This window comes from Mycobacterium sp. NTMscope_Eco_3, from assembly GCF_976985685.1.
Genome location: NZ_CDRJYZ010000001.1, coordinates 5222790 through 5245248, shown reverse-complemented (window position 1 = coordinate 5245248; position 22459 = coordinate 5222790). Strand labels below are relative to the sequence as shown.

Genomic DNA, 22459 nt, shown 5'->3' with positions numbered 1-22459 from the left:
GTCTCCGACGACAATTACCGTGACGCAAGCAAAATGCGTTTGCCTAAGTCAAGGGAGCAGGGTCATGGTCAACGTCAAGGGGTCGACGGTGGTGGTCACCGGCGGACAGCGCGGTCTCGGCAAGGAACATCGTGGCGGAGTTGTTGGAACGGGGTGCCGCCAAGGTCTACGCCACGGCCCGGGCGCCGCAGCCCAGTCAGGATTCTCGCGTGGTCAGCGCCGAATTGGACGTCACCAACCCGGATTCGGTCGCCGCGCTGGCGGCCAGGGCGGCGGACGCCGACATCGTCATCAACAATGCGGGTGTCCTCGGAGCCCGGTCCCTGCTCGACAGCGACATCGAAGAGGTGCGAGCGGTCTTCGAGACGAACTACTTCGGCGCGCTCCGCGTGGCCAAGGCGTTCGCACCGGTCCTCGCCGGCAACGGCGGCGGCGCACGGGTCGACGTCACCTCGATCTTGTCCTGGATGCCCGGATCCGGCGGGTACGGCGACTCCAAGGCGGCACTGTGGTCGACCACGAATTCGCTGCGCATCGAACTCGAAAAGCAGGGCACCCTGGTCGTCGCCGCGCACCGCAGCTTCACCGACACCGAGATGACCTCCGGCTTCGACGCACGTAAGAACGACCCGCGCGACGTGGCGCGCGCGATCGTCGACGGCATCGAGCGGGACGACGCCGAGGTGCTGGCCGACGACGACACCCGCTACGTCAAGGCTGCGCTGTCCGGACCGGTCGAGGCGCTGCCCCGGATGCCGTGAATGCGTAGAGGCGCGCAGGTCTCTGCAAGGGCGGACTGCCCTCGGCTCAAAGTGGCCACGCGGTGGGCGGCCCTACGTGTTTGGATAGCGGTATGTCCGATACCGAAGCCGAACGCATCGTGACCGCCACCCGCGTGATCGCGGCCAGTGCCGCGCGGATCTTCGAACTGATCGCCGACCCGTCGCGCCAGCCGAGCTGGGACGGCAACAACAATCTGGCGTCGTCTCCTCCCGGCCAACGTGTCCATCAGGTGGGCGACGTGTTCAAGACGACGCTGACCATCGGTGCGGTGCGCGAAAACCACGTCACCGAGTTCGTCGAGGGCAGCAAAATCGCTTGGCGCCCAGCCGAACCCGGAAAGCAGCCGCCCGGTCACCTGTGGCGCTGGGAGCTCAGCCCGGTCAACGCCGAACTCACCACGGTGACCCACACCTACGACTGGACGGCGCTGACCGACACCACCCGGCTCGAGCGCGCCCGGGCGACGACGGCGGACATGCTGCGCGAGTCGATGGACCGGCTCGCCGTGCTGGCGCAGAGCGACGACTAACGGGTCAGCCTTTCTTGGCGCGAACCCACTGGAACGTGCCGAGGTTCTTGACCCGCACGCTGGCAAATCCGTTGTCTTCCAAGATGTCGCCGATCTCGTCGTCGTCGAACGCGTGCGCCCCGACGTTCGGCAGCATCCGCCAATACCGGGCCAGGCGTCCGGCGGTGGGGACCATGACGGCCAGCCTGCCGCCGGGCCTCAGCACGCGCGCGATCTCGGTGAGCGCGGCTTTCGGGTCGGGAACCAGTTGCAGCACCGCCGTGGACACGGCGGCATCGAAAACGTTGTCCCGCAGCGGAAGTTGCTGCGCGTCCGCCTTGATGAAGCCTACCTGCGGGCCGGCTTCGTTGCGCACGGCACGCGCCAGCATCGGCTCGGAGATATCGACGCCGAGGGCCAGCCCCTCCGGTCCGGCGGCGCGCGCCAGCGATGCGGTGACGTTGCCCGGACCCGAGCCGACGTCCAGCGCGACACCGCCCTGCGGGATTTTCAACCACTCGAGCGGCAGTTGCCAGGCGCTGATCCACTGACGGGCAAAGGCCTGGGCGTTGTCGTAGAGCAACGACCCCATCGGTGACGCCCACGCGGCCTGGATCGGGCCGGTGTTTTTCCCGACGGCGTCGTCGGGCGCCGAGCCGGTGCCGAGCAGGTCGAGATACCCGTGGCTCACGTCGGGATCGGCCGGCGGGTCGATGAGCAGATCCAGCGCTCGCCGGAGCGCGGGAGGCAGCGAGGTGTGCACGTCGGTCATGCGAACTCCTTCGGGCAAGTGCCGAGCTGGACGCCAGAAATTAGAGGGCAAGCCGCGCAGATTCGATGCTGGTGAGTCCCCCGTCCGCAGCCTACGCCGGGGCGCGTGACCCACCCGGCTAGCGGCAGATGATCGGAACCAGGTAGCGGGCGGCGTAGTCGCGCACCGCCGCCGGGTCCGAGGTGTCGAGCCGGTCGGTGGGAAACACGATGATGCCGAGGGCGACGCGAAGCAGGATGTCGGCGATGTTGTCCAGGTCGGCCTCGGTCATGTCAGCGCCGCACCGCCGCAGGGTATGGGCGATCCCGTCGGCGAACTGGCGGATCGGGAAGACGTGCGAGCGGGAGAACATGCCGAACAGTTCGGGTTCGCTTTCGGCGATCCGCGAGTACAGCGGCGAGTCCTGCACCAGGCGCACCCCGAGTGCGAAGGCCTCGATGACCGCCTCCTGTGGATTGCGCCCGGCCGTCGCCTGATCCAGCGTGCTGAAGAAGAGTTCGGCCTCGCGCCGCACCACATGCCCGAACAGGTTCTCCTTGGTCGGAAAACGGCGGTAGATGGTGCTGCGGCTGACGCCGGCGCGGGCGGCGACGTCGTCGATATTGGCACGGCGCACGCCGTAGGTCTCGAACACGCCGCGTGCGGTGTCCAGGATGGTGCGATCGAGATCGGTGAGCGCCTCGGCGGAAGCAGAGCCCGGTTCGGACTGCATGATTCGCGGCATCGTATCAACTCCCGGCATGGTTCATCGCCGACTTCTCGGCGGCACGAAAGCGGTGCGGGACGGACGGCGACGTGCAATGCCACCGGGCGGTTGCTAGGCTACTGAAACAAAGATACGACTTTGTGTCACTGGTTCACAACGCTTCGCGGGTCGGGCGCGGCGCGCGAGCCACGAGGAGGTGGGCATGACCGCGCAGAACGACCAGCTCGCCGCGGTGAGCGCGGGATCGCGTTTCGACAGCGGCGTGCGCGAGGCCGTGCCGATGCCCACCGACGGGCCCGACTGGTCGGCCGGCGACGACACCTCGCCGCGGCTGGGGCCCGACTCGTTGATCTGGAAGTTCTATGGGGACAACCGAACCCAGCTCTTCGGGTTCCAGCGCACCGCCGGGGTCGAGAACTGCATCGAGCAGCTCGCGCAGGGCGTGCTGGATCACTCCGTGATCTTCAGCGACACACTCGGGCGGGCCAAGCGGACCGCGCCTCCCCTGATGAACACCGTCTACTCCGACGACCCCCACGAATGGGGCCGAAAGGTGCGCGACTTCCACAAGGCGATCAAGGGCACCATCAGTGACGGCTCGAGGTATCACGCGTTGAACCCCGAGCTGTTCTACTGGGCGCACGCCAGCTTCGTCGACCAGGTCATCTACAACACGGACACGTTCATCCGTCGGCTGTCACACGCCGAGAAGGAGCAGATCTTCAACGAGGGCAAGGTCTGGTACAGCCTCTACGGCGTCAGCGACCGCGGACAGCCACAGACCTACGACGACTTCCTGGCCTACTGGGACGAGATGCTCGACCGGTTCGTCCCGCACAAGACCGTGCTGTACGGCACCGGCTACATCCGCAAAGGCATCCCGGGCCCGCGCTGGATGCCCAAGCCGATCTGGAACGTGGTGTCGGCGCCGCTGAACGCCTACACCCGCCTGGTGGTCGTCGGAACGCTGCCGCCCCAGATGCGCGAGGTGTGCCAGCTGCAGTGGGATGCCAAGAAAGAGAAGCGATTCCAGCGGCTCGCCGCGTTCATCCGGGCGCTCAACCCGCTGATCAACCGGCTGCCCGTCAAGGCGCTCTACACGCCCTGGGCGGCCGAGGCGTGGGCCCGCGCCGGCGTCGACCCGCGTCGCCTGCACAACCGGGCCGCCACGGCATAGTCGGGCCTCCCGCGGCCCGCCCTCGCAGGGCACCGGCCGTGACACCACGCGGGTGTATAGGGCATCGTGGTTAGCCGGCTTCCCAATGGGGCATTCCGCTACGTCGGTCGGGTGGGCCGGAGCGAATCCGAAGGAGAACCGCGATGCAGATGACGGGCAATACCGTGCTGGTCACCGGCGGTGGCAGCGGAATCGGCCGCGGCCTGGCCGAATCGTTCCACCGCCTGGGCAACCAGGTGATCATCGCCGCCCGGCGCAGCGACCAGCTACGGGCCGTCGCGGAGGCCAACCCGGGTATCCAGACCCTGTCGCTCGATCAAGGTGATGCCGCCGACATCCGGCGATTCGCCACCGAGGTGACCGACCACTACCCGGACCTCAATGTGCTGATCAACAACGCCGGCATTCAGCGGGTCGAGGATCTCACCAGTGGCAATGTCGGCCTGGCCGAGCAGTCCGTTGCCATCAATCTGCTGGGCCCCATGCGGCTGACCTCGTCCCTGCTTCCGGCGCTGCTGCGCAAGCCGCACGCCACGATCCTCAACGTCACGTCCGGCCTGGCGTTCATGCCCAGCGCGCTCACCCCGACCTACTGCGCCTCCAAGGCGGCGCTGCACTCCTACACCGAATCGCTGCGCTTCCAGCTGCGCGACAGCTCCGTCCAGGTGATCGAGATCATTCCGCCGCACGTGCGCACCGCCTTGCAGGGCGAGCGGGGATTCGACCCCCGGGCGATGCCGCTCGACGAATACATCACCGAGACGATGACGCTGTTGCAGACGCAGCCACAGGCCAACGAGATCGTGGTGGAGCGCGTCAAGATGTTCCGCTATGCCGAGCGTGACGGCACCTACGACGACATCTATCCGCGGTTCAACGAGACGATCACCGCCCTGTTCGGCAGCTAGGGCCGCTTTCCGAACGCCGCGGGCCGACAGACGAAATCCGGTGTGACACAGGGCAATAAAGCCCCTTCAGCGGGTTAGCCGCTCACTCTCCGAAACCGCCGTGCGGCGACGCGACCGACATCGCGCCGGCCCCGCCCGTGCCGAGGTGGCTGGAGGCGAAGGCGACGCCTTTGTCGATGATGGAGCCGTCGTCGGCGTAGGTGTTGTGGGCGGCGAAGTTCATGCCGTCTGAGCAGACGGGGTCTTCGACGGCGCAGACTTTGAGGGTTTTGTCTTGGTACATCGGGCCGATGACGACGGGCGGTTCGCCTAAAAAGTTCATGGCGCGCACGTTGGGCATGCCGAAGAGCACGACCGAGGAGACGTGGTTGGCGACCGCGGGGTCGAGCGGTTTGGGGACGGTGGCGGGGTCGATGCCTTCGGGCACGGCGGCGGAGGTGACAAAGCCCATGACGGCTGCGCCTTGGGAGTAGCCGCCGAGGACCATTTTGGTGTTGGGGCAGTCGTGGGCCATGGAATTGACGTGGGCGCCGGCGTCGCGGATGCCGTCGATGCCGGTGTCCCATTGGTCGGTGGCGGGGTAGTTGACGGGGTAGACGTCAAAGGAGCGGTCGCCGACGCGTTGGTGCAGGGCGTCGACGAAGGCTTGTCCGGTGGGGCCGACGCCGGGTTCTTCGCCGGTGCCGCGGGCGAAGACCACTTGCACGTCGGGACATTGGGCCGCGGCGGTGGGGATGAGGGAACCGGAGACGGCCGAGGCGGCCATCCCCGATGCTGCGATGACTACTGCTGGACCAAGAGAACGAACAATGCGACGCGCAAACATGCCGCAATTGTGCCCATTCGACACGCGCCTTAAACAGAGGAAACGCCGAAATTACTGTGTTCTCATAAAAGAACCGCCGCTGATGCGGGCGCAGTGAGATCGGTTGTGCGCGGCGCTCATCCGGCATGGACGCCGCCCACCCGGCCGTCGCGGCCGGGCCGAAGCGCGGTCCCGGACCGCAATGTGGTCTGCTACAGGTAGTTACGGGCCGGGACACGGTTGAGCAACAGCCGCACCCCGGCAAGCGGCTCGAGTGGATGCGGCAGCGATGTTGAACGCACTAGCGCAGGCCCTGAACGCGGTCTTCACCAAGGCGGGAGACCACGTGGCCAATCCGGCGCGGGTGCCGGATCCCGACAAGCTGCGCGCCGTCGCCGCCGGCAAGACCGCCTTGGTGACCGGCGCCTCATACGGCATCGGCGAGGCGACCGCGCGCACCCTGGCCGCCGCCGGCGCGACCGTGCTGGTGGTCGCCCGGTCCGAGGAAAGGCTCTGCGACCTGACGGCGTCGATCAACGCCGGCGGCGGGCACGCGGTCGCCTACCCGACCGACCTCACCGACGCATCCGCGGTGAGCGGCCTGACCAAGCAGATCACCGAAGAGCACGGACCGCTCGACATCGTGGTGAGCAACGCCGGCAAGTCGCTGCGCCGCTCGCTGCACCACCAGTACGACCGGCCGGATGACTTCCAGCGCACCATCGACATCAACTACCTGGGGCCCGTCCGGCTGCTGTTGGGGGTCTTGCCGGCCATGCGCGACAACGGCAGCGGGCACATCGTGAACGTGTCCAGCGTCGGCGTGCGCGTGGTGCCGGGTCCGCAATGGGGTGCCTATCAGGCATCGAAGGGGGCGTTCGACCGCTGGCTGCGCAGCGTGGCTCCGGAGCTACACGCCGACGGCGTCGATGTCACCACCGTCTACTTCGCGCTGGTCCGTACCCGCATGATCGCGCCCACGCCCCTGCTGGGCCGGCTCCCGGCCCTGTCACCCGATCAAGCCGCCGACGCCATCGCCAAAGCGCTCATCGAGCGGCCCCGCACCCTCGAACCGCCCTGGATGCTGCCGGCCGAGTTGGCCTCGGTGCTGCTGGCCGCGCCGGCCGACTACGCCGCCCGGCTGTGGCATCGCCGCTTCCTCGCCGATTCCGACGGGGCCGCCCGTGACCAATGACCACGTGGCCACCACCGCCGTCCGTGCCCTGGTGCACTCCGGCCTGCTCACTGTGCCCTCGCCGCTGGCGGGCCTGCGGCTGCTTCGCGAGGCGCGCCGGGGCGGCACCAACCCCTACACGCTGCTGGCGGTCACCGCGGCACGCTGGCCCGACCGGACGGCAATCGTCGACGATGACGGCGCCCTGAGCTATCGCCAACTGCAACGAGAAACCGAGTCGCTGGCGCGGCGGTTGTCCGGCGATGGCGTTGCCCCCGGGCGGGCGGTCGGGGTGATGTGCCGCAACGGGCGCGGTTTCGTCGCGGGTGTATTCGCCGCCGCGCTGCTGGGCGCCGACGTCGTCCCCGTCAGTACGGAGTTCCGCAGCGACGCGCTGGCGGCCGCCGTGCAGGCACACCGCATCTCAACGATGGTCGCCGACAACGAATTCGCCGAGCGGATCCGGGCCGCCGACGAATCCGTCGTCACGGTCGACCCGGCGACGGTCACCGCCGAGGAGGGCGCCCGGCGACCGCGGGTGGCGGGGCCGGGCCGGATCGTGCTGCTGACGTCGGGCACGACCGGCAAACCCAAAGGGGTGCCGCGCGCACCGGAGCTGCGGTCCGCGGTCGGGGTCTGGGTGACGATCCTCGACCGCACCCGGCTGCGTACCGGCTCGCGAATCTCGGTGGCAATGCCGATGTTTCACGGGCTGGGGCTGGGCATGCTGATGCTGACGGTCGCCCTCGGCGGCACGGTGCTCACGCATCGTCAGTTCGACGCCGAAGCCGCGCTCGCCCAGGCGTCGCTGCACCGCGCCGGCGCCTTCACCGCGGTGCCGGTCGTGCTCGCGCGCATCCTCGACCTGCCCGAGCGGGTGCGGGCGCGAAACCCGGTGCCGCACCTGCGCGTGGTGATGTCCAGCGGGGACCGCCTCGACCCCACGCTGGGGCAGCGGTTCATGGACACCTACGGAGACATCCTCTACAACGGCTACGGCTCCACCGAGGTCGGCATCGGTTCTTTGGCGACGCCGGCGGACCTTCGTGAGGCTCCCGAAACCGTGGGCAGGCCGGTCGCGGGCTGCCCCGTGCGGATCCTCAACAAGAGCGATTGCCCGGTGGGGCCGCGGGTGATCGGACGCATCTTCGTCGGGGGTGACCTGGCCGGCAAGGGCTATACCGACGGCGCCGGGGAAGCGAAAGCCGTCGTCGACGGCATGACGAGCACCGGCGACATGGGCTACCTGGACAACGCGGGGCGCCTGTTCATCGTCGGCCGCGAAGACGACATGATCATCTCCGGCGGAGAGAACGTCTATCCGCGGGCGGTCGAAAACGCGCTCGCCCGCCACCCCGCCATCGCCGACAACGTGGTCATCGGCGTTCCCGACGAGCGGTTCGGCCAGCGGCTGGCGGCGTTCGTGGTGGCGCAGCCGGGCAGCGACATCGACGTGCCAGCGCTCCGGGAGTATTTGAAGAGCCGCGTGTCGCGCTTCGAACAGCCCCGCGACATCCACGTCGTGGACAGCATCCCGCGCAACCCGACCGGCAAGGTGCTGCGCAGGGAGCTGTCCGGCTGAACACGATTGTCCGGCTCCTCACTCGCGCCGCTACACGGCGCTCGCCGTCGCCGGACTGAAGATCAGTCCCCGCCGGGCTCCAACGCCTCGACCTGCTTGGCCAGCCAGTTGGGTGCCAGCGCCGAGATCACAGTGGCGCCCGCGGTGGAACCCAACACCCCCGACCAGGCGACCGGCCCCAGCGGTGTGCACCCGAAGAACTGGCTGAGCACCGGGGTCTGCACGATGCCGACCAGCACGCCGGCGCTGCCCAGCGCGGTCGCCACCACCAGCGGGCTGTGCCGGCGGGTGAGCAGCGTCTGCGCCAGCTGCGTCGTGACCAATGCGGTCAAACCCATTGTCGCCGTGCGGCGTTCGGTGCCCGGCGTCCACCGCCCGATGGCCCAGGCCGCCGTCGCCCCGGCCGCGGTCACCGCGCCGCGGGTGACGATCTGCCGCATCAGCGGGGCGTCGAGGGAGGGCGTGGGCCCGGTCAGCACCGCGCGCCGGTGCTGGCGGCGCGCCTCCTCGGCCTCTTCGGCGGATTCGTACTCGGATTCGTCGGGTTCGACGTACTGCGACGTGACCGCGACCGCGAGCGCGGGGAACATGTCGGTGAGCAGGTTGACCAGCAGCAGCTGGCGGGTGCCCACCGGCGCGCGGCCGGCGCCGAAGGCGGTGCCGATGATGGTGAACAGCACCTCACCCACGTTGCCGCCGACCAGAATCGTGACGGCGTCCCGGACGCCCGCCCACATGCTGCGGCCCTCGACCAGGGCGTCCATCAGCACGCCCAGGTCCTCGTCGGTCAAGACGATGTCCGCGGCCCCGCGGGCGGCCGACGAACCGCGCCCGCTCACCCCGATCCCCACGTCGGCCATCCGGATCGCCGCGGCGTCGTTGGCGCCGTCGCCGACCATCGCGGTCACCCGCCCGCAGCGCTGCAGCGCGGCCACGATCTGCACCTTCTGCTCCGGGCTGACGCGAGCGAAGACCTGCACATCGGCGACCATCTTGGCGCACGCGTCCTCGTCGAGGCCGGCGAGTTCGGCGCCGGTGATCACCCGCGCGTCCGCGGGCAAGCCCAGCTGCCGGGCGATCGCCCGTGCGGTGATGGGGTGGTCGCCGGTGATCAGCACGACCTCGCGGTCGGCGTCCGTCAGCGCTTCGATCAGCGGGCGCGCCGACGCCCGGGCGGTGTCCGCCAAGCCGACGTAGCCGAGCAGTTCGAGGTCCTCCGCCGCGGCGTCCACGGCGTCGGCATCGGTGTCCTCGTCGTCGGTCTCGTGTTTCCAACCGCGCTGCGCCACCGCGAGCACCCGCAAGCCCTGTTCGGCCAGACCGCGGACGACCGTCTCGGCCCGCTCGTGGTCGGCCTGCGGGTCGGCGAACCGGCACCGCGGCAGGATGACCTCGGGAGCCCCCTTGAGGATCAGCACCGGCGCGTCCGCGGGATGCCCGTTGGAGTGGCCCAGGGCGCCGATCGCGGCGGCGAAGCCGCGACTGGACTCGAAGGGCACCTCCGCGATCATCGTCCAATCCGCATCGCCATGGCCGTTCAGCGAATTCGCGGCGGTGAGGATCGCCTCGTCGGTGGCGTGGGCGTGGCCCTGGCCGTCCTGCGGCTGGGCGGACGCCCGCGCGGCGGCCCGCAACAGCCCCGCCGACTGCGGATCGGTCAGTTGGGGGAGCGGTTCGTGCGGGTCGACCCCGACCGGCACGGCGCACACCACGCGCAGCCGGTTCTCGGTGAGCGTGCCGGTCTTGTCGAAACAGATGGTGTCGACGCGGCCCAACGCTTCGATGGTGCGCGGCGCACGGACCAGCGCGCCGCGGGCCGTCAGCCGCTGGGCGGCCGAGAGCTGGGAGAGGGTGGCCACCAGGGGCAGCCCCTCCGGCACCGCGGCCACCGCGATCGCGACGCCGTCGGCCACCGCCTGACGCAGCGGGGCGCGGCGCAGCAGCGCCAACGCCGACACCGTCGCGCCTCCGGCCAGCGTCAGCGGCAGCACCTTGCTGGTCAGTTCCCGCAGCCGCGCTTGGATTCCGGCCGCCGTTTCGACGTCGGCGACCGCCGAAATCGCGCGGTGCGCTGCGGTCCCGACCCCGGTGGCCACGACGATCGCCCGGGCGTGGCCGGCCACGATGGTGCTGCCCTCGAAGAGCATGCTGGCCCGGTCGGGGTCGTTGACGGCGACGGGGTCCACCTGTTTGTCCACGGGCAGCGACTCGCCGGTGAGCAGGGACTCGTCGACCTCGAGGTCATCGGCCACCAGCAGGCGGGCGTCGGCCGGCACCACTTCGGGCGCGGCCAGATCGATGACGTCGCCGGGCCGCAATGACTTCGCGGACACCGTCGCCGTGCGGGTGGCGTGCTTGGCGGCTTCGAGCCGGCGGCGCGTCGTCGCGACCGCGGGGACGACCACCCGGCGCACCAACTGGTCCTGCTCGGCGAACAGTTCGGCGGCCGCGGATTCGGCCCGCAGCCGTTGCGCCCCACCGGTTATCGCGTTGACGGTCATGACACCCGCGACCAGGAGCGCGTCGATGTTGCTGCCGACGATCGCCGACGCGGCCGCCCCGACGGCCAGGATGGGGGTCAGCGGATCGGCGAGCTCGGTCCGGGTGGCCGACGCCAGCCGGGCCACGTTGTGCAGCGGCTTGCGCAGGGGCGCCAGGCCCGGGCTGTAGGACAGGTCGTCGAGACGGCGTCGCCACGATGGTTCGGTCTCGACGGCCAGCGGCCGCGCGCCGCCGGCCAGCCGCGAGTAGACGATCTCGGGATCCAGCGCGTGCCAGGCGGTCAGCGGTTGGGGAGTCGGGTCGGGCAGCCGGAGCACCCGGGTCGCCGAGAACGTTCCCGCCACTAGGGCCGTGGCCGCGGCGGCGTTGACCGGGTTGAGCCAGCGCCGAAAGCTCACCGGGGTGGTGGTTTTTTCTTGCTCACCGGTGACCAGCAGCAGCCCGGCCAGCGTGGTGCCGCCCTGGGCCAGGTGCACCGCCGATTCGCTGGCCGACCGGGCGACCGGGATCGCCGAGAGGATCCGCACCGCGTCCGCGAGGTCGGTGCCGGTGATGATGTCCGCGGTCCACGCCGTGGCGGCGCGCGGGTCATCAAGCGCCACACCGACATCGGCGATCGCGAGCGCGGCCAGGGTGTCGGTCGACGCGAAGTCCCGGTGCAGCGCGGTGATCAACAGCACCGGCCCCCGATCGGCCCGCAGCTCACGGACCACGTTCAACAGCGGGGTGCCGGGCGGGTGCGTCGCGCCGACGCTGGCGGTGAGGTCTTCGGTGCCGGCGACGTGGCGAAGGACCACCCGGGCGCCCGTGCGGTGCGCGGTCTGGAAGAGCGGAATCGCGTACGGGTCGACCTCCCAGCCCACGTCGACACTGCCGACGCATTCGCCGTCGACCATCAGGTCGGCGGTTTCCAGGCCCTGCGCGGGCGTGGCCGAAGGCCCTTGGGTCCGAACCCATTTCAGTCGCGCGCCGGTCGCCGGCAGCTCGTCGGGGTCGGGCTCGGGCGCCTGTTCGCCGTGCAGCAGCGCGTCGGCGACCTCGTAGACCCGGTCATCGTCCCAGCCGGGCGCGTCGCCACGAACATGCAGGACGGCGCGGTGGTCGCCGCGCAGGGCGGCGCCGTCGATGACGACCACCTTCACCCGATCCAGGCGGCGCAGCGCGCCCGGGTCGAGAACCAGCTGCCCGGAATTGGCGAGCCCGCGACCCAAAATTGCGGCGAACGCCTGTCGGCCCATGTGCGCGGCCCGCGGCACCCCGGCCTCGATGGCCGCGGCCGCGTCGTCGGTGCCGCCGCCGGCCACCAGCGCGCTCACCGCGGCGATCAACGAGCCGTTCGCCGCGGAATCGACGTAGCTCTCCACCGGCCCGGCCATCGAGCCCTTCGCCTTGTCCATCGCCGCGTCGATGGTTCCCCCGACCACGACGTGCGAAGCCTCCCCGGCCGCCGCGGCCGCCCAGCTGTGCCGGGGCACCTCCGACTTGGCGGACGAGATGACCGGGACCACCGGGGCCTGCGGCCGTTGGGGCGAGGCCAGGTGGGGTTCCCGGTCCCGCCACACCCGGCGGTGCGCCGCCGCCTCGGAGACCTGCAGGGTGCGCTGGGTCAGGTCGAGCATCGGCGTGCCGAACGACTGGGTCAGGCCGTGGGCGGCGGCCGTAGTGGCGGCCAGCGCGATGTCGGTGCCCACTCGGCCCAGCCGCTCCTCGAGGATCGAGACCATGCGCGGTTGATGGTTGATGAGCGCGGCCGCGGCCCGGGTGGTTTGCGGCGCCGCGGGCAGCCGGGTCACCCATCCGGTCACCGCGGCGCCCATCGCGACCAGATCCAGTGCCGCCGCGGTGAGGGGCACCAGAATCGCCAGCGGGTTGCCCGGGTCGGCGAAGGGCGCGGAAGGCGTCGCCGCCTCCGACTTCGACCAGGTGATGTCGGCGGCGATGGACGCGACCGTCGACCGCACCTCGTCCAAGACGGCGTCGTGGTCCGCGCCGTCGGACAGTTCGACCACCAACCGGCCCAACGCGCCCTCGACGTGCGCCTCGGCCACGCCCGGGATTCTGCGCACCGGCTCCTCGACGGCGGGCGCGTACTCGCCCCAGCGGGGGAACGGCAGCAACGGGTCCAGGTCCAGGTGCACTCGTCGCCCGCTGTGCCAGCGCACCGGCGGCAGGATCGGGGGGGCGGCGCCGTCGGTGGAAGTGTCCAACCCGATTGCTCGGCCCGTGGTTTGAGCCACCGATTGGATGACGGGGCCGGCGAGCTCGGCGACCGGGTTGGTCAACGTCTGCAGCGCGCCGGCGGCCCCCGCCGCGGTCGATACGCCGGCCCGGACCACCTGCGCGGCGCCGCCGGCCACACCAGCGACGACACTGGAAACGCCGGGAATCTTCACTCGTCACCCTTCAATTACGTCTCCCGCGCCTAATGATCCTGGCGTGTGAAGGAGCTGTCCACACGTGGGGCGGGAAGGTAAAGCCTGCGCCGACACCCCTGGCGATGCAGGTCGGGCTTCCCTAGATGGCAAGGGCTGCGATCACGTCCCTGGCAGAAACATTACCGGGTTGACGACAAACCAAACGCGGTGAACAGGCCGGGGTCGAGGAAGACGGTGATGCCGGCGACCCCGGCGGCACCGGGGGTCAAGACGTGGATGGAATGGGCCCGCAACACGTGATCGGCGGCGCGGCGGTACTCGGCGACGGCGGGTTGCGCGTTGGCGGCGGTCGGGATCATCACAAGATCGCCCGGCCGGGCCAGCGCGCGCCCGGCAAGGAACTTCAGCACCGTGTCCCGTCCGGCGAACCACACTGGCAGAGGCGGCATTTCGAGTTTGACGTCCGCCTGCAGCAGCGCGGTCAGCGCCGCCATGTCCGCGTTTTCGAATGCGGCGCAATACCGGTCGAGCAATTCGCGGCGCCGGGCGTCGTCGGGCTCGGTGATGCCGTCCTCGCTGGGGGACAGCTCGGCGAGGTGGGCCCGGGCGCGCTGCAGCGAACTGTTGACCGCGGCGGGCGTGGTTTCCAGAAGCTCGGCAACCTCGGCGGCGCTGAATTGCACGACGTCTCGCAGGATCAGCACCGCGCGCTGGCGCGCCGGCAGTTCCTGAAGGGCGGTCATCACGGCCAGCCGCACGCTCTGCTTCGCGGTGACGTCCTCTTCGGGGCTCTTGAAGAGCATGGCGTCCGGGATGGGTTCGAGCCACAGGTGCGCGCCGGCCGTCGCGTCGAGATCGGTGTCCGGGTCGATCGAGCCGTCGCCCAGCCCGGTCGGCAGCACGCGGCGGGCGCGGTTCTCCAGCGCGCGCAGACAGGCGGTCGTCGCGATCCGGTACAGCCAGGTCTTCAACGCCGCGCGTTCCTCGAACGCCTGATAGCCGCGCCAGCCCCGGAGATACGTCTCCTGGACGAGGTCTTCGGCGTCGTGCACCGAGCCCAGCATGCGGTAGCAATGCGCGATCAGCTCGGCACGAAATGGCGCCGCCCGCTCGACGAACTCCTCCTGCGCCGGCACGGCCTCTCCTTTCGGTGGGTGAAGAACCTACTCCTGTAGAGACATCCGGCCGCCGAAATTCATCGGTCCGCCGGCGATGAACCCGGCCGCCGCGCCGTATCTCAATTAGTGAAGTCGCGGCACGGCCGCAGTCCACGTGAGGAAGCGAGCACGACATGAACCAGACACCGAACCCCTCCGCCGACGGGTTCGTCGGCAGCACCGCGATCGTGACCGGGGCCGGCCGCGGATTCGGCCGCGCGATCGCCGCCGCGTTCGCGACGGCCGGCGCCGAAGTCGTCGGCGTCGCGCGCACCCGATCACAACTCGAGGAGGTGCACGCCCAGCTGGGCGACGCGTTCACCCCGGTGGTGGCCGACGCGGCCGATCCGATGACGGCCGGCCGGCTCGTCGACCGGTACCGGCCGCGCACCCTGGTGCTGTGCGCCGGGGCCGCGCCGCGGATGGCGCCGCTGCAGGATCAGACCTGGGAGTCGTTCAGTGACAACTGGAACTCCGACGTCGCGCAGGCGTTTCACTGGGTTCGTCACGCGCTGCGGCGCCCGCTGGCGCCGGGCAGCTCGGTGATCGTGATGTCCAGCGGCGCCGCCCTGGCCGGATCACCACTGTCCGGCGGCTATGCCGGCGCGAAGGCGACGGTCCGGTTCCTCACCGGCTATGCCGCCCTCGAATCGCAACGCGCCGGGCTGGGGATCGACTTCACCGCCGTGCTGCCGCGGTTGACCCCGGCCACCGGCCTGGGCGCGGCCGGCGTCGCCGCCTACGCCGAGCGACAGGGCGTCGACGTCGACAGCTTCTTGCAGGCCGCCGGGCCCACGCTCACCGCCGAACAGGTCGGCAAGTCGGTGCTCGAGATCGCCACCGCCGTCCCGGACCACGACGCCTACCTGCTCACCTCCGCCGGCCTCGCGCCGCTGACCTGAAACACCCGACACCGCAAAGGCGTACCGCGATGAACACACCCCCGATCGTGTCGACCCACGAGTGGGCGAGCGCGCATCAACAACTGCTGGAAAAGGAGAAGGAACTCACCCGGGCCCGTGACGCGCTCGCGGCCCTGCGGCGCCGGATGCCGTGGATGGCCGTGGACGCCGACTACGAGTTCGAGGGGCCCGAGGGCAAAGTCAACCTGCCGGGCCTCTTTCAGTGCAGGCGTCAGCTGGTGGTCTACCGGGCCTTCTACGGGCCCGACATCGACGGCTGGCCCGAGCACGGCTGCCGCGGCTGCTCGATGATGGCCGACCACGTCGGCAACCTGGCCCACCTGAACGCCCGCGACACCACGCTGGTGTTCGTCTCGCGGGCACCGCAGCCCGACATCGAGCGCCTCAAGGCGCGGATGGACTGGAAGATGCCCTGGTACACGATGACCGACGGTTTCGACGCCGACTTCGGCGTGGACGAATGGCACGGCACCAACGCCTTCATCCGTGACGGCGATCGGGTGTTTCGCACCTACTTCATCAACAACCGCGGCGACGAGGCGCTGGGGACCACGTGGAGCTTCCTGGATATGACCGCGCTGGGACGCCAGGAAACCTGGGAGGATTCGCCCGAGGGCTACCCGCAGACCGCTCCCTACGAGTGGTGGGACTGGCACGACGCGTACGGCGAGCACGAGCCGTCACGCTGGTTCGGCGACCCCGACCCGAACGATCCCAACGACATCCGGCCACCGAAGAGCTAAGCGGCGCAGGCTGTTTGGGGCTGCCCAGAAAACATGAATGCGCGGTAGCCGTCGAACGGCTACTCGCGCATGTGTTTCCGCCGAGAATTCTTCGGCTATAAAATTCGGTGATTCGCCCTGCCGACCTGGTAGCCGGTGGGGAACGACTTCTCGATGACCTGGAGCTGGTGATCCACTCGGGATTCGAGCTCGAGGACCACGCAGTCGCTGAGCGCCTTCGATTCGAGAACTATGTACCGCTGACCACAATCGGTGATCGGGTCGCCCGAGTGCAATTTCTCGACCGGCACCGACTCCGGAGTTCCATCTGCCTCCATCCATGACACGTTAGGTCAATTCCGCAAGCGAGGGAATAGACCGCTACATGGCGGCGGCGTCCTGGCGCTGCTTGAAGAACACGCTGACGTGAGCGATCAATCCGTCGTCGTCGCGCTCGAAGAGGAGGCATTCGGGCCACCGCCGGGCCACACCGTCGAACTCGAACGCCTCGGTCAACTCGACGTAGCACAGCCGGGCGTCCACATGTGACACTCGCTGCACGTCGAGCCGGTGGCCGTGCAGATCGGTGATTATCTTGCGCAGGTAGGCGAGGTAGTTCGCCTTGCCCTCGATGAGATCGCAGAACGGCCCCTCACGGGTGAGGCCGTCGTCGGCGAGGGTGCCGGCCAGGCCGTCCCAGTCGTGAGCGGTCAGGCAGTCGAGGTAACGCTCGACCACGTGACCTTTCGCCGCGTCGCCCATCATGCCTCCGCTCCTGGCACTGCGCCGAGCGTAACGCCACGGCGAAAAAACTGACAGGATGTCGCCGTGGCGTTACATGCGCGGGCCCGGGCGTTGTTGTTCGTGCACGCCGACCGGAGGCTGTCCGAGCGCGTGCCCGCGCCGCCCGATGCGGTGCGCGGCTTCTACGTAGACCTGGACAACATCAGGCTCGTGCACCCGCTGATCGTGTCCGTGGAAACGTTGTCCCGCAGCGACACCCCGGAGGGCTATCAGCAGAGCTATCGGGTGGTCGATCGAATCACCGTGGGGCCGTTCACTATCCGCACCGCTTATCACGCCAGGCTGCGAGTGCCCGCGAGCGGCGACGTGCTGACCGAGGCGGATCAGTCACCCGGGGTGCGGTTACGCGGCACGGTGAGTTTCGAGCCCGACGACGGCGGCACCCGGGTCACCGAGCGCATCCGGATCTCCGCGCCGCGGCTGCTGGCCGGGGTGACGATCCGCGAGGCGGTCAAGGCGCACGCCGAGATGCTGGCCGGGATTCGGCGGCATTTCGAAGTCACACCCCGAAGTCGATGACGCCGCGAATGTTGCGGCCCTCGCGCAGATCCACGAACGCCTCGTTGATTTCGTCGAGCCGGTAGTGGCGGGTGACCAACTCGTCGAGTTTCACCGCGCCGGCCTGATACAACGACAACAGCATCGGCACGCTGGTGCGTGGATTCATCCCGCCGTAGAGCGCTCCCCTGAGCTGTTTGGCCGACAGCGTCATCTCCTGCAGCACCAACGGAACCGGGGGCTCGGTGAACGGGGTTATCCCGGTGAGCACGCAGATCCCGCCTTTGCGAAGCAGCGTCATCGCCAACGGAAGCAGGTCCACGTGCACCACGCCGGGGCACACGACGACGCGGTCGGCCATCAGGCCGGCGGTGATCTCTTTGACCAGCGGTATCGCCTCCTCGGCGGAGGCGGCGGTGTGCGTGGCGCCGAAGATCTTGGCCGAATCACGCTTGGACTCAACGGGATCCACCGCGACGACGTATTTCGCTCCGACGGCACGCGCACCTTGCAGGGCGTTCATCCCGACGCCGCCGGCGCCGATGACGACGACGGTGTCGCCGGGTTCGGTGCCCGCCGAGATGGTCGCGGAACCCCAGCCGGTGCTGACCCCGCACGACACCAGCGAGGCGGCATGGAACGGGATCGCGTCGTCGATCTTGATGACGGAGCGCTCCGAGAGCACCGCGTATTCGGCGAACGTGCCGAGTTGCCCATAGGCCAAGAGGTTTTCGTCACCGAGGTGGCGGCGGCACGTGCCGTCGGTGGGCATCTCCCGCACGAACAGGCTCGCGCCGATGTCGCAGATGTAGCTCTGGCCGTTCACGCAGAACCGGCAACTGCCGCACGCGGGAATGAAGGAGAGCGCCACGTGATCTCCGGGGCGCACCGACGTCACGCCCGGCCCGACCTCCTCGACGACACCGGCGCCCTCGTGACCGCCGAGCAGCGGGAACCAGTCCGGCGCGGGCTGCCCGCTCGCGGCCAGCGCCTCGGGGGTCGGCACCACATCGCCGGTGAACAGATGGTCGTCGGAGTGGCAGATCCCGGCAACCGCCATCCGTACCAGGACCTCGCCGCCGCGGGGCGGATCGAGTTCGATCTCGCGGATCTCCCAGTCCCGGCCCACCCCGCGGATCACAGCGGCGCGACACTTCATTGCGACCTCCTCGATGTCTCATGGAATTCCCGGCGCCGCGCCAAGCTGGCCCGCAGTTCCCGCTTGAGCACCTTGCCGTAGCTGTTTTTCGGTAGCTCGTCGACGAATTCGTAGCGCTTGGGCCGCTTGAAGCGGGCGATGCGCGCCAGCAGATGCGCGTCGAGCGCCGCGGGGTCGACGGAATCGCTTGTGCCGACGACGAATGCGACCACGATCTCGCCCCACTCGGCGTCGGGGACGCCGACCACGCATACCTCCGCGACCCCGGGGTGCTCGAGCAGGACCTCCTCCACCTCGCGCGGGTAGATGTTGCTGCCGCCGCTGATGACGACGTCCTTCGACCGATCGCGCAGCGTCAGGAAGCCGCGATCGTCGAACGAACCCATGTCGCCGGTGTAGAGCCAGCCGTCTTTGAGGGTGGCGCGGGTCGCGGCGGGATCGCGCCAGTAGCCGGACATGACCGCGTCGCCGCGGCACACGATTTCGCCGATCTCGCCGACGGGCGCCGGGTCGCCGCCGGTGCCCAGCACCGCGACGTCCATCCCCGACCGCGCATGGCCGACCGATCCCAGGATGGCGTCGTCGTCGGAATTGTGATCGGCGCGGCGCAGCCCGGTGATGGTCATGGGCGACTCGCCCTGCCCGTAGATCTGCGCGAAGATCGGGCCGAACGCCGCGATCGCGTTGCGCAGGCCCTCGACATACATCGGGCCGCCGCCGTAGACGATCGTCTTGAGGTTGGCGGGGCGGGTGCGGCCCGTATCCACCAGGCGCTGCACCATCGTCGGGGCCAGAAATGCGCTGCCGGCCGGATGGTGTTCGCACAGATCGAGGAACTCGTCGGGATCGAACGCTCCCGAGGAGGGCACCACCTGGCGCGCGGCGCGCAGCACGTACGGCAGGACGTAGAGCCCGGAGCCGTGAGACATCGGCGCCGCGTGCAGGAGGCTGCAGCCCTCGTCGGGGTCGTCGATGTCGGCGAGGTGGGCGACGGTCATCGCCGTCAGGTTGCGGTGCGACAGCATCGCGCCCTTCGAGCGGCCGATGGTTCCGCTGGTGTAGAAAAGCCACGCCAGCGCCGACGGGTCGGTGCGCGGGGGCGCCGACGGGGCGGCGTCGAATCGCCGTGAATAGGCTTCGGAATCAAGGGATTCCGTCGGCGTCGTGGTCACCGATGCCAGTTCCGCGCCGAGCTCGGCAGAGGCGAACACCCGCGAAGCGCCCGCATCGTCGAGGATCTGCGCCATCTCGCGCGGATGCAGCTTGTAGTTGACGGGGACGACGACGCACTCGGCGGCCCAGATCGCGAACATCAACTCGATGATCTCGGGCCGGTTGTGGGTCGCGATCGCGATGCGAGCACCGGTCCCGTGCTGTTGCCGGATCGACGCGGCCAGTCGTAATGCCCGGTCCCGCAACTCGATCCAGGTGCACAGGCGCCGGGTCCCGTGATACAGCGCGCCGCGATCGGGGAACCGCCTCGCCGCCTGGTCGAGCATCGCAAACAGGTTCATCGCTCGATCCACTGCGAGGACAAGGCGAACTCCGACAGATACTTCGTCGAGCTCCATCCGCCGTCGACGACGATCGTTTGGCCGTTGATGAAACTTCCGCCCGGCGAGCACAAGAAGGCGACAGTGCTGGCGATGTCGTCGATGCGGCCCAGCCGCTGATGCGGTGTCATCTCGGTGTTGATCTTGCGGAATCGCTCGTCCTCCAAGCGCTTCTCGACCATCGGCGTGACCGTCACCCCGGGCGCGACGGCGTTGCATCGGATGCCGGACGCGCCATACTGGCAGGCGATGTGGGTGGTCAGTGCGGTCAGCCCGCCCTTGGCCGCGGAGTAGGCCCCGCCCCGCAGGCCGCCGACGACCGCGAACGTCGATGTCACGTTGATGATCGCCGAACCGGGTCCCATGTGGGGCAGCACATCCCGCGCGAGCCGAAACGGGGCCCGCAGCATCAAACCCAGGAAGTAGTCCAGGGTCTCGTCGTCGGTCTCGTGCAGCGGCTTGGGGCTGCCCACCCCGGCGTTGTTGATCAGGAAGTCGATGTGGCCCCACCGCTGCACGGCGAGGTCCACGATGCGGCGCGGCGCGTCGTCGCCGGTCAGGTCGACGGCAAGCGTCGCCACGCGATCCGGATCGCCGACGGCCTCGTGCAGCTCGGCCAGCCGGTCCTGGTCGCGGCCCGTGCCGAGGACCGCCATGCCCATCTCGGCGAGTTTCGTGGCGCAGCCCAGACCGATGCCGCTGCTTGCGCCCGTGACGATTGCGACCTGCATCTCACCCATCCTTAGCTTCCGCCCCGGGTCAGCGTGGCCCGGATCCGATGCTTGAGAACCTTGCCCGCCTCGTTCTTTGGCAGGGCATCCCAGATCACGACCTGTTCGGGCGCCTTGAACTTGGCGACGCCCTTGCTCACCAGCAGCGCCAGCAGGCTCGCGACGTCCGGGCTCTCCGCGCCCGCGGGGACGATCACCGCGCAAGCCCGTTCGCCGGTGCGCTCGTCCGGCAGCCCCACGACCGCGATCTCGGCGATGCCGGGATGATCGGCGAGCAAATCCTCGACCTCCTTCGCGGAAATGTTCTCGCCGCTGCGGATGATGACGTCCTTGGCCCGCCCCGTCACGACGAGGTACCGGTTTTCGGAGCCGGCCGAGACCCACCGCCCGAGATCCCCGGTGCGGAAAAACCCTGCGGCATCGAAGGAATCGGCTCCGTCTTCGGGATGGCGGTAACCCACCAGCATCTGCGGGCCGCGCACACAGATCTCGCCGTCACCGGCGGGAGCGGCTTCGTGGGCGACGAGCTTGATCTCCGCGATGCCGGCCCTGCCGTCGGTGTCCGCGGCGCGGTCGGCTTCGTCCGGCCGGGGCGCGCCGACGGTCGCGACGGGAACCTCCGTGCAGCCGTATACCCGGGTGATGACCGCGCGTTCGAAATACTCTGCGGCGCGCCGGATCAGCGACGGCGACACGGATGCGCCGCCGCAGATGAACACCTTCAGGTCGGGCAGGCGGGTGCCGACGCGCTCGGCGGCCGAGAGCAGCTGCTGCAGAAACGGCGTGGCCCCCGCCATGTGGGTGCACCGTTCGGTGTTCATCAGGGCGACCGCCTCCCCCGGGTCCCACCGGTCCATCAGCACCGCGGTCGTGCCCAGCAGCAGCGGGCATTCGAAGGCATAGATCGAGCCGCCGATATGGGCGACCGGGGAGGGGACCAGGAACGTGTCGCCCGGATCGATGCTCCAGTGCTCGCGGAGCTGGCGGATGAGCGCGTGCAGCGAATTGTGCGTGTGCAGGACGCCTTTCGGCCGGCTCGTGGTCCCGGATGTGTACAGGATCATCCGCACGGCATCGGGATCGAGCGCCGGAAGCGTCGCGGCCTCCGGCGCCTGGCCCAGCAGGTCCGGATAGCGGGTGTGCGCACCGGCGTGCCCGGTTTCGCGAAGCACCACGACCTCGGGCGCGGCCTCCATCGCGGCCGTCACCCGTTCGAGCATCGCCCCGTAGTCGTGGCCGCCGTACCGGTGCGGGACGAAAATCATTGCCGTGCCGGCGTCTTCGAGGATAAAACGCAGGTCGTGGTCGCGCAGTGACGGCAGGATCGGGTTCACCACCATGCCGGCCAGCGTTGCGGCCAAATAGATGACGGCGGTCTCGTGCCAGTTCGGCAGCATAAACGACACGACGCTGCCGGTGGGCATGCGCGCCAGCAGCGCCCCCGCCAGCGCGCCGGCCTGTGCATGCAGGGTGGCGCAGTCCAGCCGAACATCCTTGTCCACGACCACCGTTCGTTGCGGCGAGGCCTCTGCTGCCGTCCGCAGCGAATCGGCCAGCGTGGTGTGCACCCACAATCCGCGCCGATAAGCCTCTGACGCTTGCGCCGCGTCGTGGCGCACC

General features: G+C 69.5%; 19 protein-coding genes and 1 pseudogene. 9 read left to right on the top strand and 11 right to left on the bottom strand.

Going from position 1 to position 22459, the window contains the following annotated elements; genetic code table 11:
* The first annotated feature begins 64 nt into the window (after positions 1-64).
* Both AC0KTM_RS24365 and AC0KTM_RS24360 read left to right on the top strand, forming a co-directional pair.
* Positions 65-761, top strand: a pseudogene (locus tag AC0KTM_RS24365) (SDR family oxidoreductase).
* 92 nt (positions 762-853) lie between these two features.
* A complete protein-coding gene (locus AC0KTM_RS24360; protein ID WP_238957189.1) occupies positions 854-1312 on the top strand; it encodes an SRPBCC family protein in 459 nt (152 codons plus the stop codon).
* A 4-nt stretch (positions 1313-1316) separates the two neighbouring features.
* Here AC0KTM_RS24360 and AC0KTM_RS24355 read toward each other — a convergent pair whose 3' ends face one another.
* Positions 1317-2063 (bottom strand): class I SAM-dependent methyltransferase, encoded by a 747-nt coding sequence (locus AC0KTM_RS24355; RefSeq protein WP_238957188.1) that lies wholly within the window; start codon positions 2061-2063, stop codon positions 1317-1319.
* Positions 2064-2181: 118 nt separating this feature from the next.
* Positions 2182-2775, bottom strand: a complete 594-nt coding sequence (locus AC0KTM_RS24350) for a TetR/AcrR family transcriptional regulator (RefSeq protein WP_238957187.1) — start codon at positions 2773-2775, stop codon at positions 2182-2184.
* 196 nt (positions 2776-2971) lie between these two features.
* On the opposite strand from AC0KTM_RS24350, the gene AC0KTM_RS24345 reads away from it, so the two are divergent.
* A complete protein-coding gene (locus AC0KTM_RS24345; protein WP_238957186.1) occupies positions 2972-3946 on the top strand; it encodes an oxygenase MpaB family protein in 975 nt (324 codons plus the stop codon).
* A gap of 143 nt (positions 3947-4089) precedes the next feature.
* A complete protein-coding gene (locus tag AC0KTM_RS24340) occupies positions 4090-4854 on the top strand; it encodes an SDR family oxidoreductase (protein ID WP_225327912.1) in 765 nt (254 codons plus the stop codon).
* A gap of 82 nt (positions 4855-4936) precedes the next feature.
* Here AC0KTM_RS24340 and AC0KTM_RS24335 read toward each other — a convergent pair whose 3' ends face one another.
* On the bottom strand, positions 4937-5680 hold the full coding sequence (locus AC0KTM_RS24335; protein WP_472416913.1) for a cutinase family protein: 744 nt from the start codon (positions 5678-5680) through the stop codon (positions 4937-4939).
* Between the two features lie 268 nt (positions 5681-5948).
* Between AC0KTM_RS24335 and AC0KTM_RS24330 the strand changes: the two genes are divergently transcribed.
* Positions 5949-6854 (top strand): SDR family NAD(P)-dependent oxidoreductase, encoded by a 906-nt coding sequence (locus AC0KTM_RS24330; protein WP_472416911.1) that lies wholly within the window; start codon positions 5949-5951, stop codon positions 6852-6854.
* Positions 6844-8415, top strand: a complete 1572-nt coding sequence (locus AC0KTM_RS24325) for an AMP-binding protein (RefSeq protein WP_472416909.1) — start codon at positions 6844-6846, stop codon at positions 8413-8415. Before AC0KTM_RS24330 ends, AC0KTM_RS24325 begins: the two co-directional genes overlap by 11 nt.
* 62 nt (positions 8416-8477) lie before the next feature.
* On the opposite strand, the gene AC0KTM_RS24320 is transcribed toward AC0KTM_RS24325, so the two are convergent.
* Positions 8478-13310 carry a cation-translocating P-type ATPase gene (locus AC0KTM_RS24320; protein ID WP_225327301.1) on the bottom strand — a complete coding sequence of 1611 codons (4833 nt, stop codon included), beginning with the start codon at positions 13308-13310 and terminating at the stop codon, positions 8478-8480.
* Positions 13311-13471: 161 nt separating this feature from the next.
* Complete coding sequence (locus tag AC0KTM_RS24315; RefSeq protein ID WP_238957182.1) at positions 13472-14428, bottom strand: sigma-70 family RNA polymerase sigma factor; 957 nt, start codon at positions 14426-14428, stop codon at positions 13472-13474.
* A gap of 155 nt (positions 14429-14583) precedes the next feature.
* On the opposite strand from AC0KTM_RS24315, the gene AC0KTM_RS24310 reads away from it, so the two are divergent.
* On the top strand, positions 14584-15351 hold the full coding sequence (locus tag AC0KTM_RS24310) for an SDR family oxidoreductase (RefSeq protein ID WP_225327299.1): 768 nt from the start codon (positions 14584-14586) through the stop codon (positions 15349-15351).
* 29 nt (positions 15352-15380) lie between these two features.
* A complete protein-coding gene (locus AC0KTM_RS24305; protein WP_472416907.1) occupies positions 15381-16115 on the top strand; it encodes a DUF899 domain-containing protein in 735 nt (244 codons plus the stop codon).
* Between the two features lie 95 nt (positions 16116-16210).
* On the opposite strand, the gene AC0KTM_RS24300 is transcribed toward AC0KTM_RS24305, so the two are convergent.
* Both AC0KTM_RS24300 and AC0KTM_RS24295 read right to left on the bottom strand, forming a co-directional pair.
* On the bottom strand, positions 16211-16432 hold the full coding sequence (locus AC0KTM_RS24300) for a hypothetical protein (RefSeq protein WP_009957137.1): 222 nt from the start codon (positions 16430-16432) through the stop codon (positions 16211-16213).
* A gap of 43 nt (positions 16433-16475) precedes the next feature.
* A complete protein-coding gene (locus tag AC0KTM_RS24295; protein WP_472417553.1) occupies positions 16476-16856 on the bottom strand; it encodes a nuclear transport factor 2 family protein in 381 nt (126 codons plus the stop codon).
* Between the two features lie 66 nt (positions 16857-16922).
* Between AC0KTM_RS24295 and AC0KTM_RS24290 the strand changes: the two genes are divergently transcribed.
* On the top strand, positions 16923-17417 hold the full coding sequence (locus AC0KTM_RS24290) for an SRPBCC family protein (protein WP_472416905.1): 495 nt from the start codon (positions 16923-16925) through the stop codon (positions 17415-17417).
* Here the strand turns inward: AC0KTM_RS24290 and AC0KTM_RS24285 are convergent.
* Genes AC0KTM_RS24285 through AC0KTM_RS24270 form a run of 4 tightly spaced genes read right to left on the bottom strand, consistent with a single transcriptional unit; the run spans position 17398 to position 22458 of the window.
* Positions 17398-18537: an NDMA-dependent alcohol dehydrogenase gene (locus tag AC0KTM_RS24285; protein ID WP_225327316.1), complete on the bottom strand. Its 1140-nt coding sequence runs from the start codon at positions 18535-18537 to the stop codon at positions 17398-17400. The two genes, AC0KTM_RS24290 and AC0KTM_RS24285, sit on opposite strands and share 20 nt — an antisense overlap.
* A gap of 14 nt (positions 18538-18551) precedes the next feature.
* Positions 18552-20069 carry an acyl-CoA synthetase gene (locus AC0KTM_RS24280; RefSeq protein ID WP_472416903.1) on the bottom strand — a complete coding sequence of 506 codons (1518 nt, stop codon included), beginning with the start codon at positions 20067-20069 and terminating at the stop codon, positions 18552-18554.
* Positions 20066-20848, bottom strand: coding sequence for an SDR family NAD(P)-dependent oxidoreductase (locus AC0KTM_RS24275; protein ID WP_238957180.1), 783 nt, complete (start codon positions 20846-20848; stop codon positions 20066-20068). The genes AC0KTM_RS24280 and AC0KTM_RS24275 overlap by 4 nt, the downstream gene beginning before the upstream one ends.
* A gap of 2 nt (positions 20849-20850) precedes the next feature.
* Positions 20851-22458 (bottom strand): AMP-binding protein, encoded by a 1608-nt coding sequence (locus AC0KTM_RS24270; protein WP_238957420.1) that lies wholly within the window; start codon positions 22456-22458, stop codon positions 20851-20853.
* Position 22459 lies beyond the last annotated feature (1 nt).

Coding starts and splice junctions, on each gene's coding strand:
- AC0KTM_RS24360 (WP_238957189.1), top strand. CDS start 854: ATGTCCGATACCGAAGCCGAACGCATCGTGACCGCCACCCGCGTGATC.
- AC0KTM_RS24355 (WP_238957188.1), bottom strand. CDS start 2,063: ATGACCGACGTGCACACCTCGCTGCCTCCCGCGCTCCGGCGAGCGCTG.
- AC0KTM_RS24350 (WP_238957187.1), bottom strand. CDS start 2,775: ATGCAGTCCGAACCGGGCTCTGCTTCCGCCGAGGCGCTCACCGATCTC.
- AC0KTM_RS24345 (WP_238957186.1), top strand. CDS start 2,972: ATGACCGCGCAGAACGACCAGCTCGCCGCGGTGAGCGCGGGATCGCGT.
- AC0KTM_RS24340 (WP_225327912.1), top strand. CDS start 4,090: ATGCAGATGACGGGCAATACCGTGCTGGTCACCGGCGGTGGCAGCGGA.
- AC0KTM_RS24335 (WP_472416913.1), bottom strand. CDS start 5,680: ATGTTTGCGCGTCGCATTGTTCGTTCTCTTGGTCCAGCAGTAGTCATC.
- AC0KTM_RS24330 (WP_472416911.1), top strand. CDS start 5,949: ATGTTGAACGCACTAGCGCAGGCCCTGAACGCGGTCTTCACCAAGGCG.
- AC0KTM_RS24310 (WP_225327299.1), top strand. CDS start 14,584: ATGAACCAGACACCGAACCCCTCCGCCGACGGGTTCGTCGGCAGCACC.
- AC0KTM_RS24305 (WP_472416907.1), top strand. CDS start 15,381: ATGAACACACCCCCGATCGTGTCGACCCACGAGTGGGCGAGCGCGCAT.
- AC0KTM_RS24300 (WP_009957137.1), bottom strand. CDS start 16,432: ATGGAGGCAGATGGAACTCCGGAGTCGGTGCCGGTCGAGAAATTGCAC.
- AC0KTM_RS24295 (WP_472417553.1), bottom strand. CDS start 16,856: ATGGGCGACGCGGCGAAAGGTCACGTGGTCGAGCGTTACCTCGACTGC.
- AC0KTM_RS24280 (WP_472416903.1), bottom strand. CDS start 20,069: ATGAACCTGTTTGCGATGCTCGACCAGGCGGCGAGGCGGTTCCCCGAT.
- AC0KTM_RS24275 (WP_238957180.1), bottom strand. CDS start 20,848: ATGGGTGAGATGCAGGTCGCAATCGTCACGGGCGCAAGCAGCGGCATC.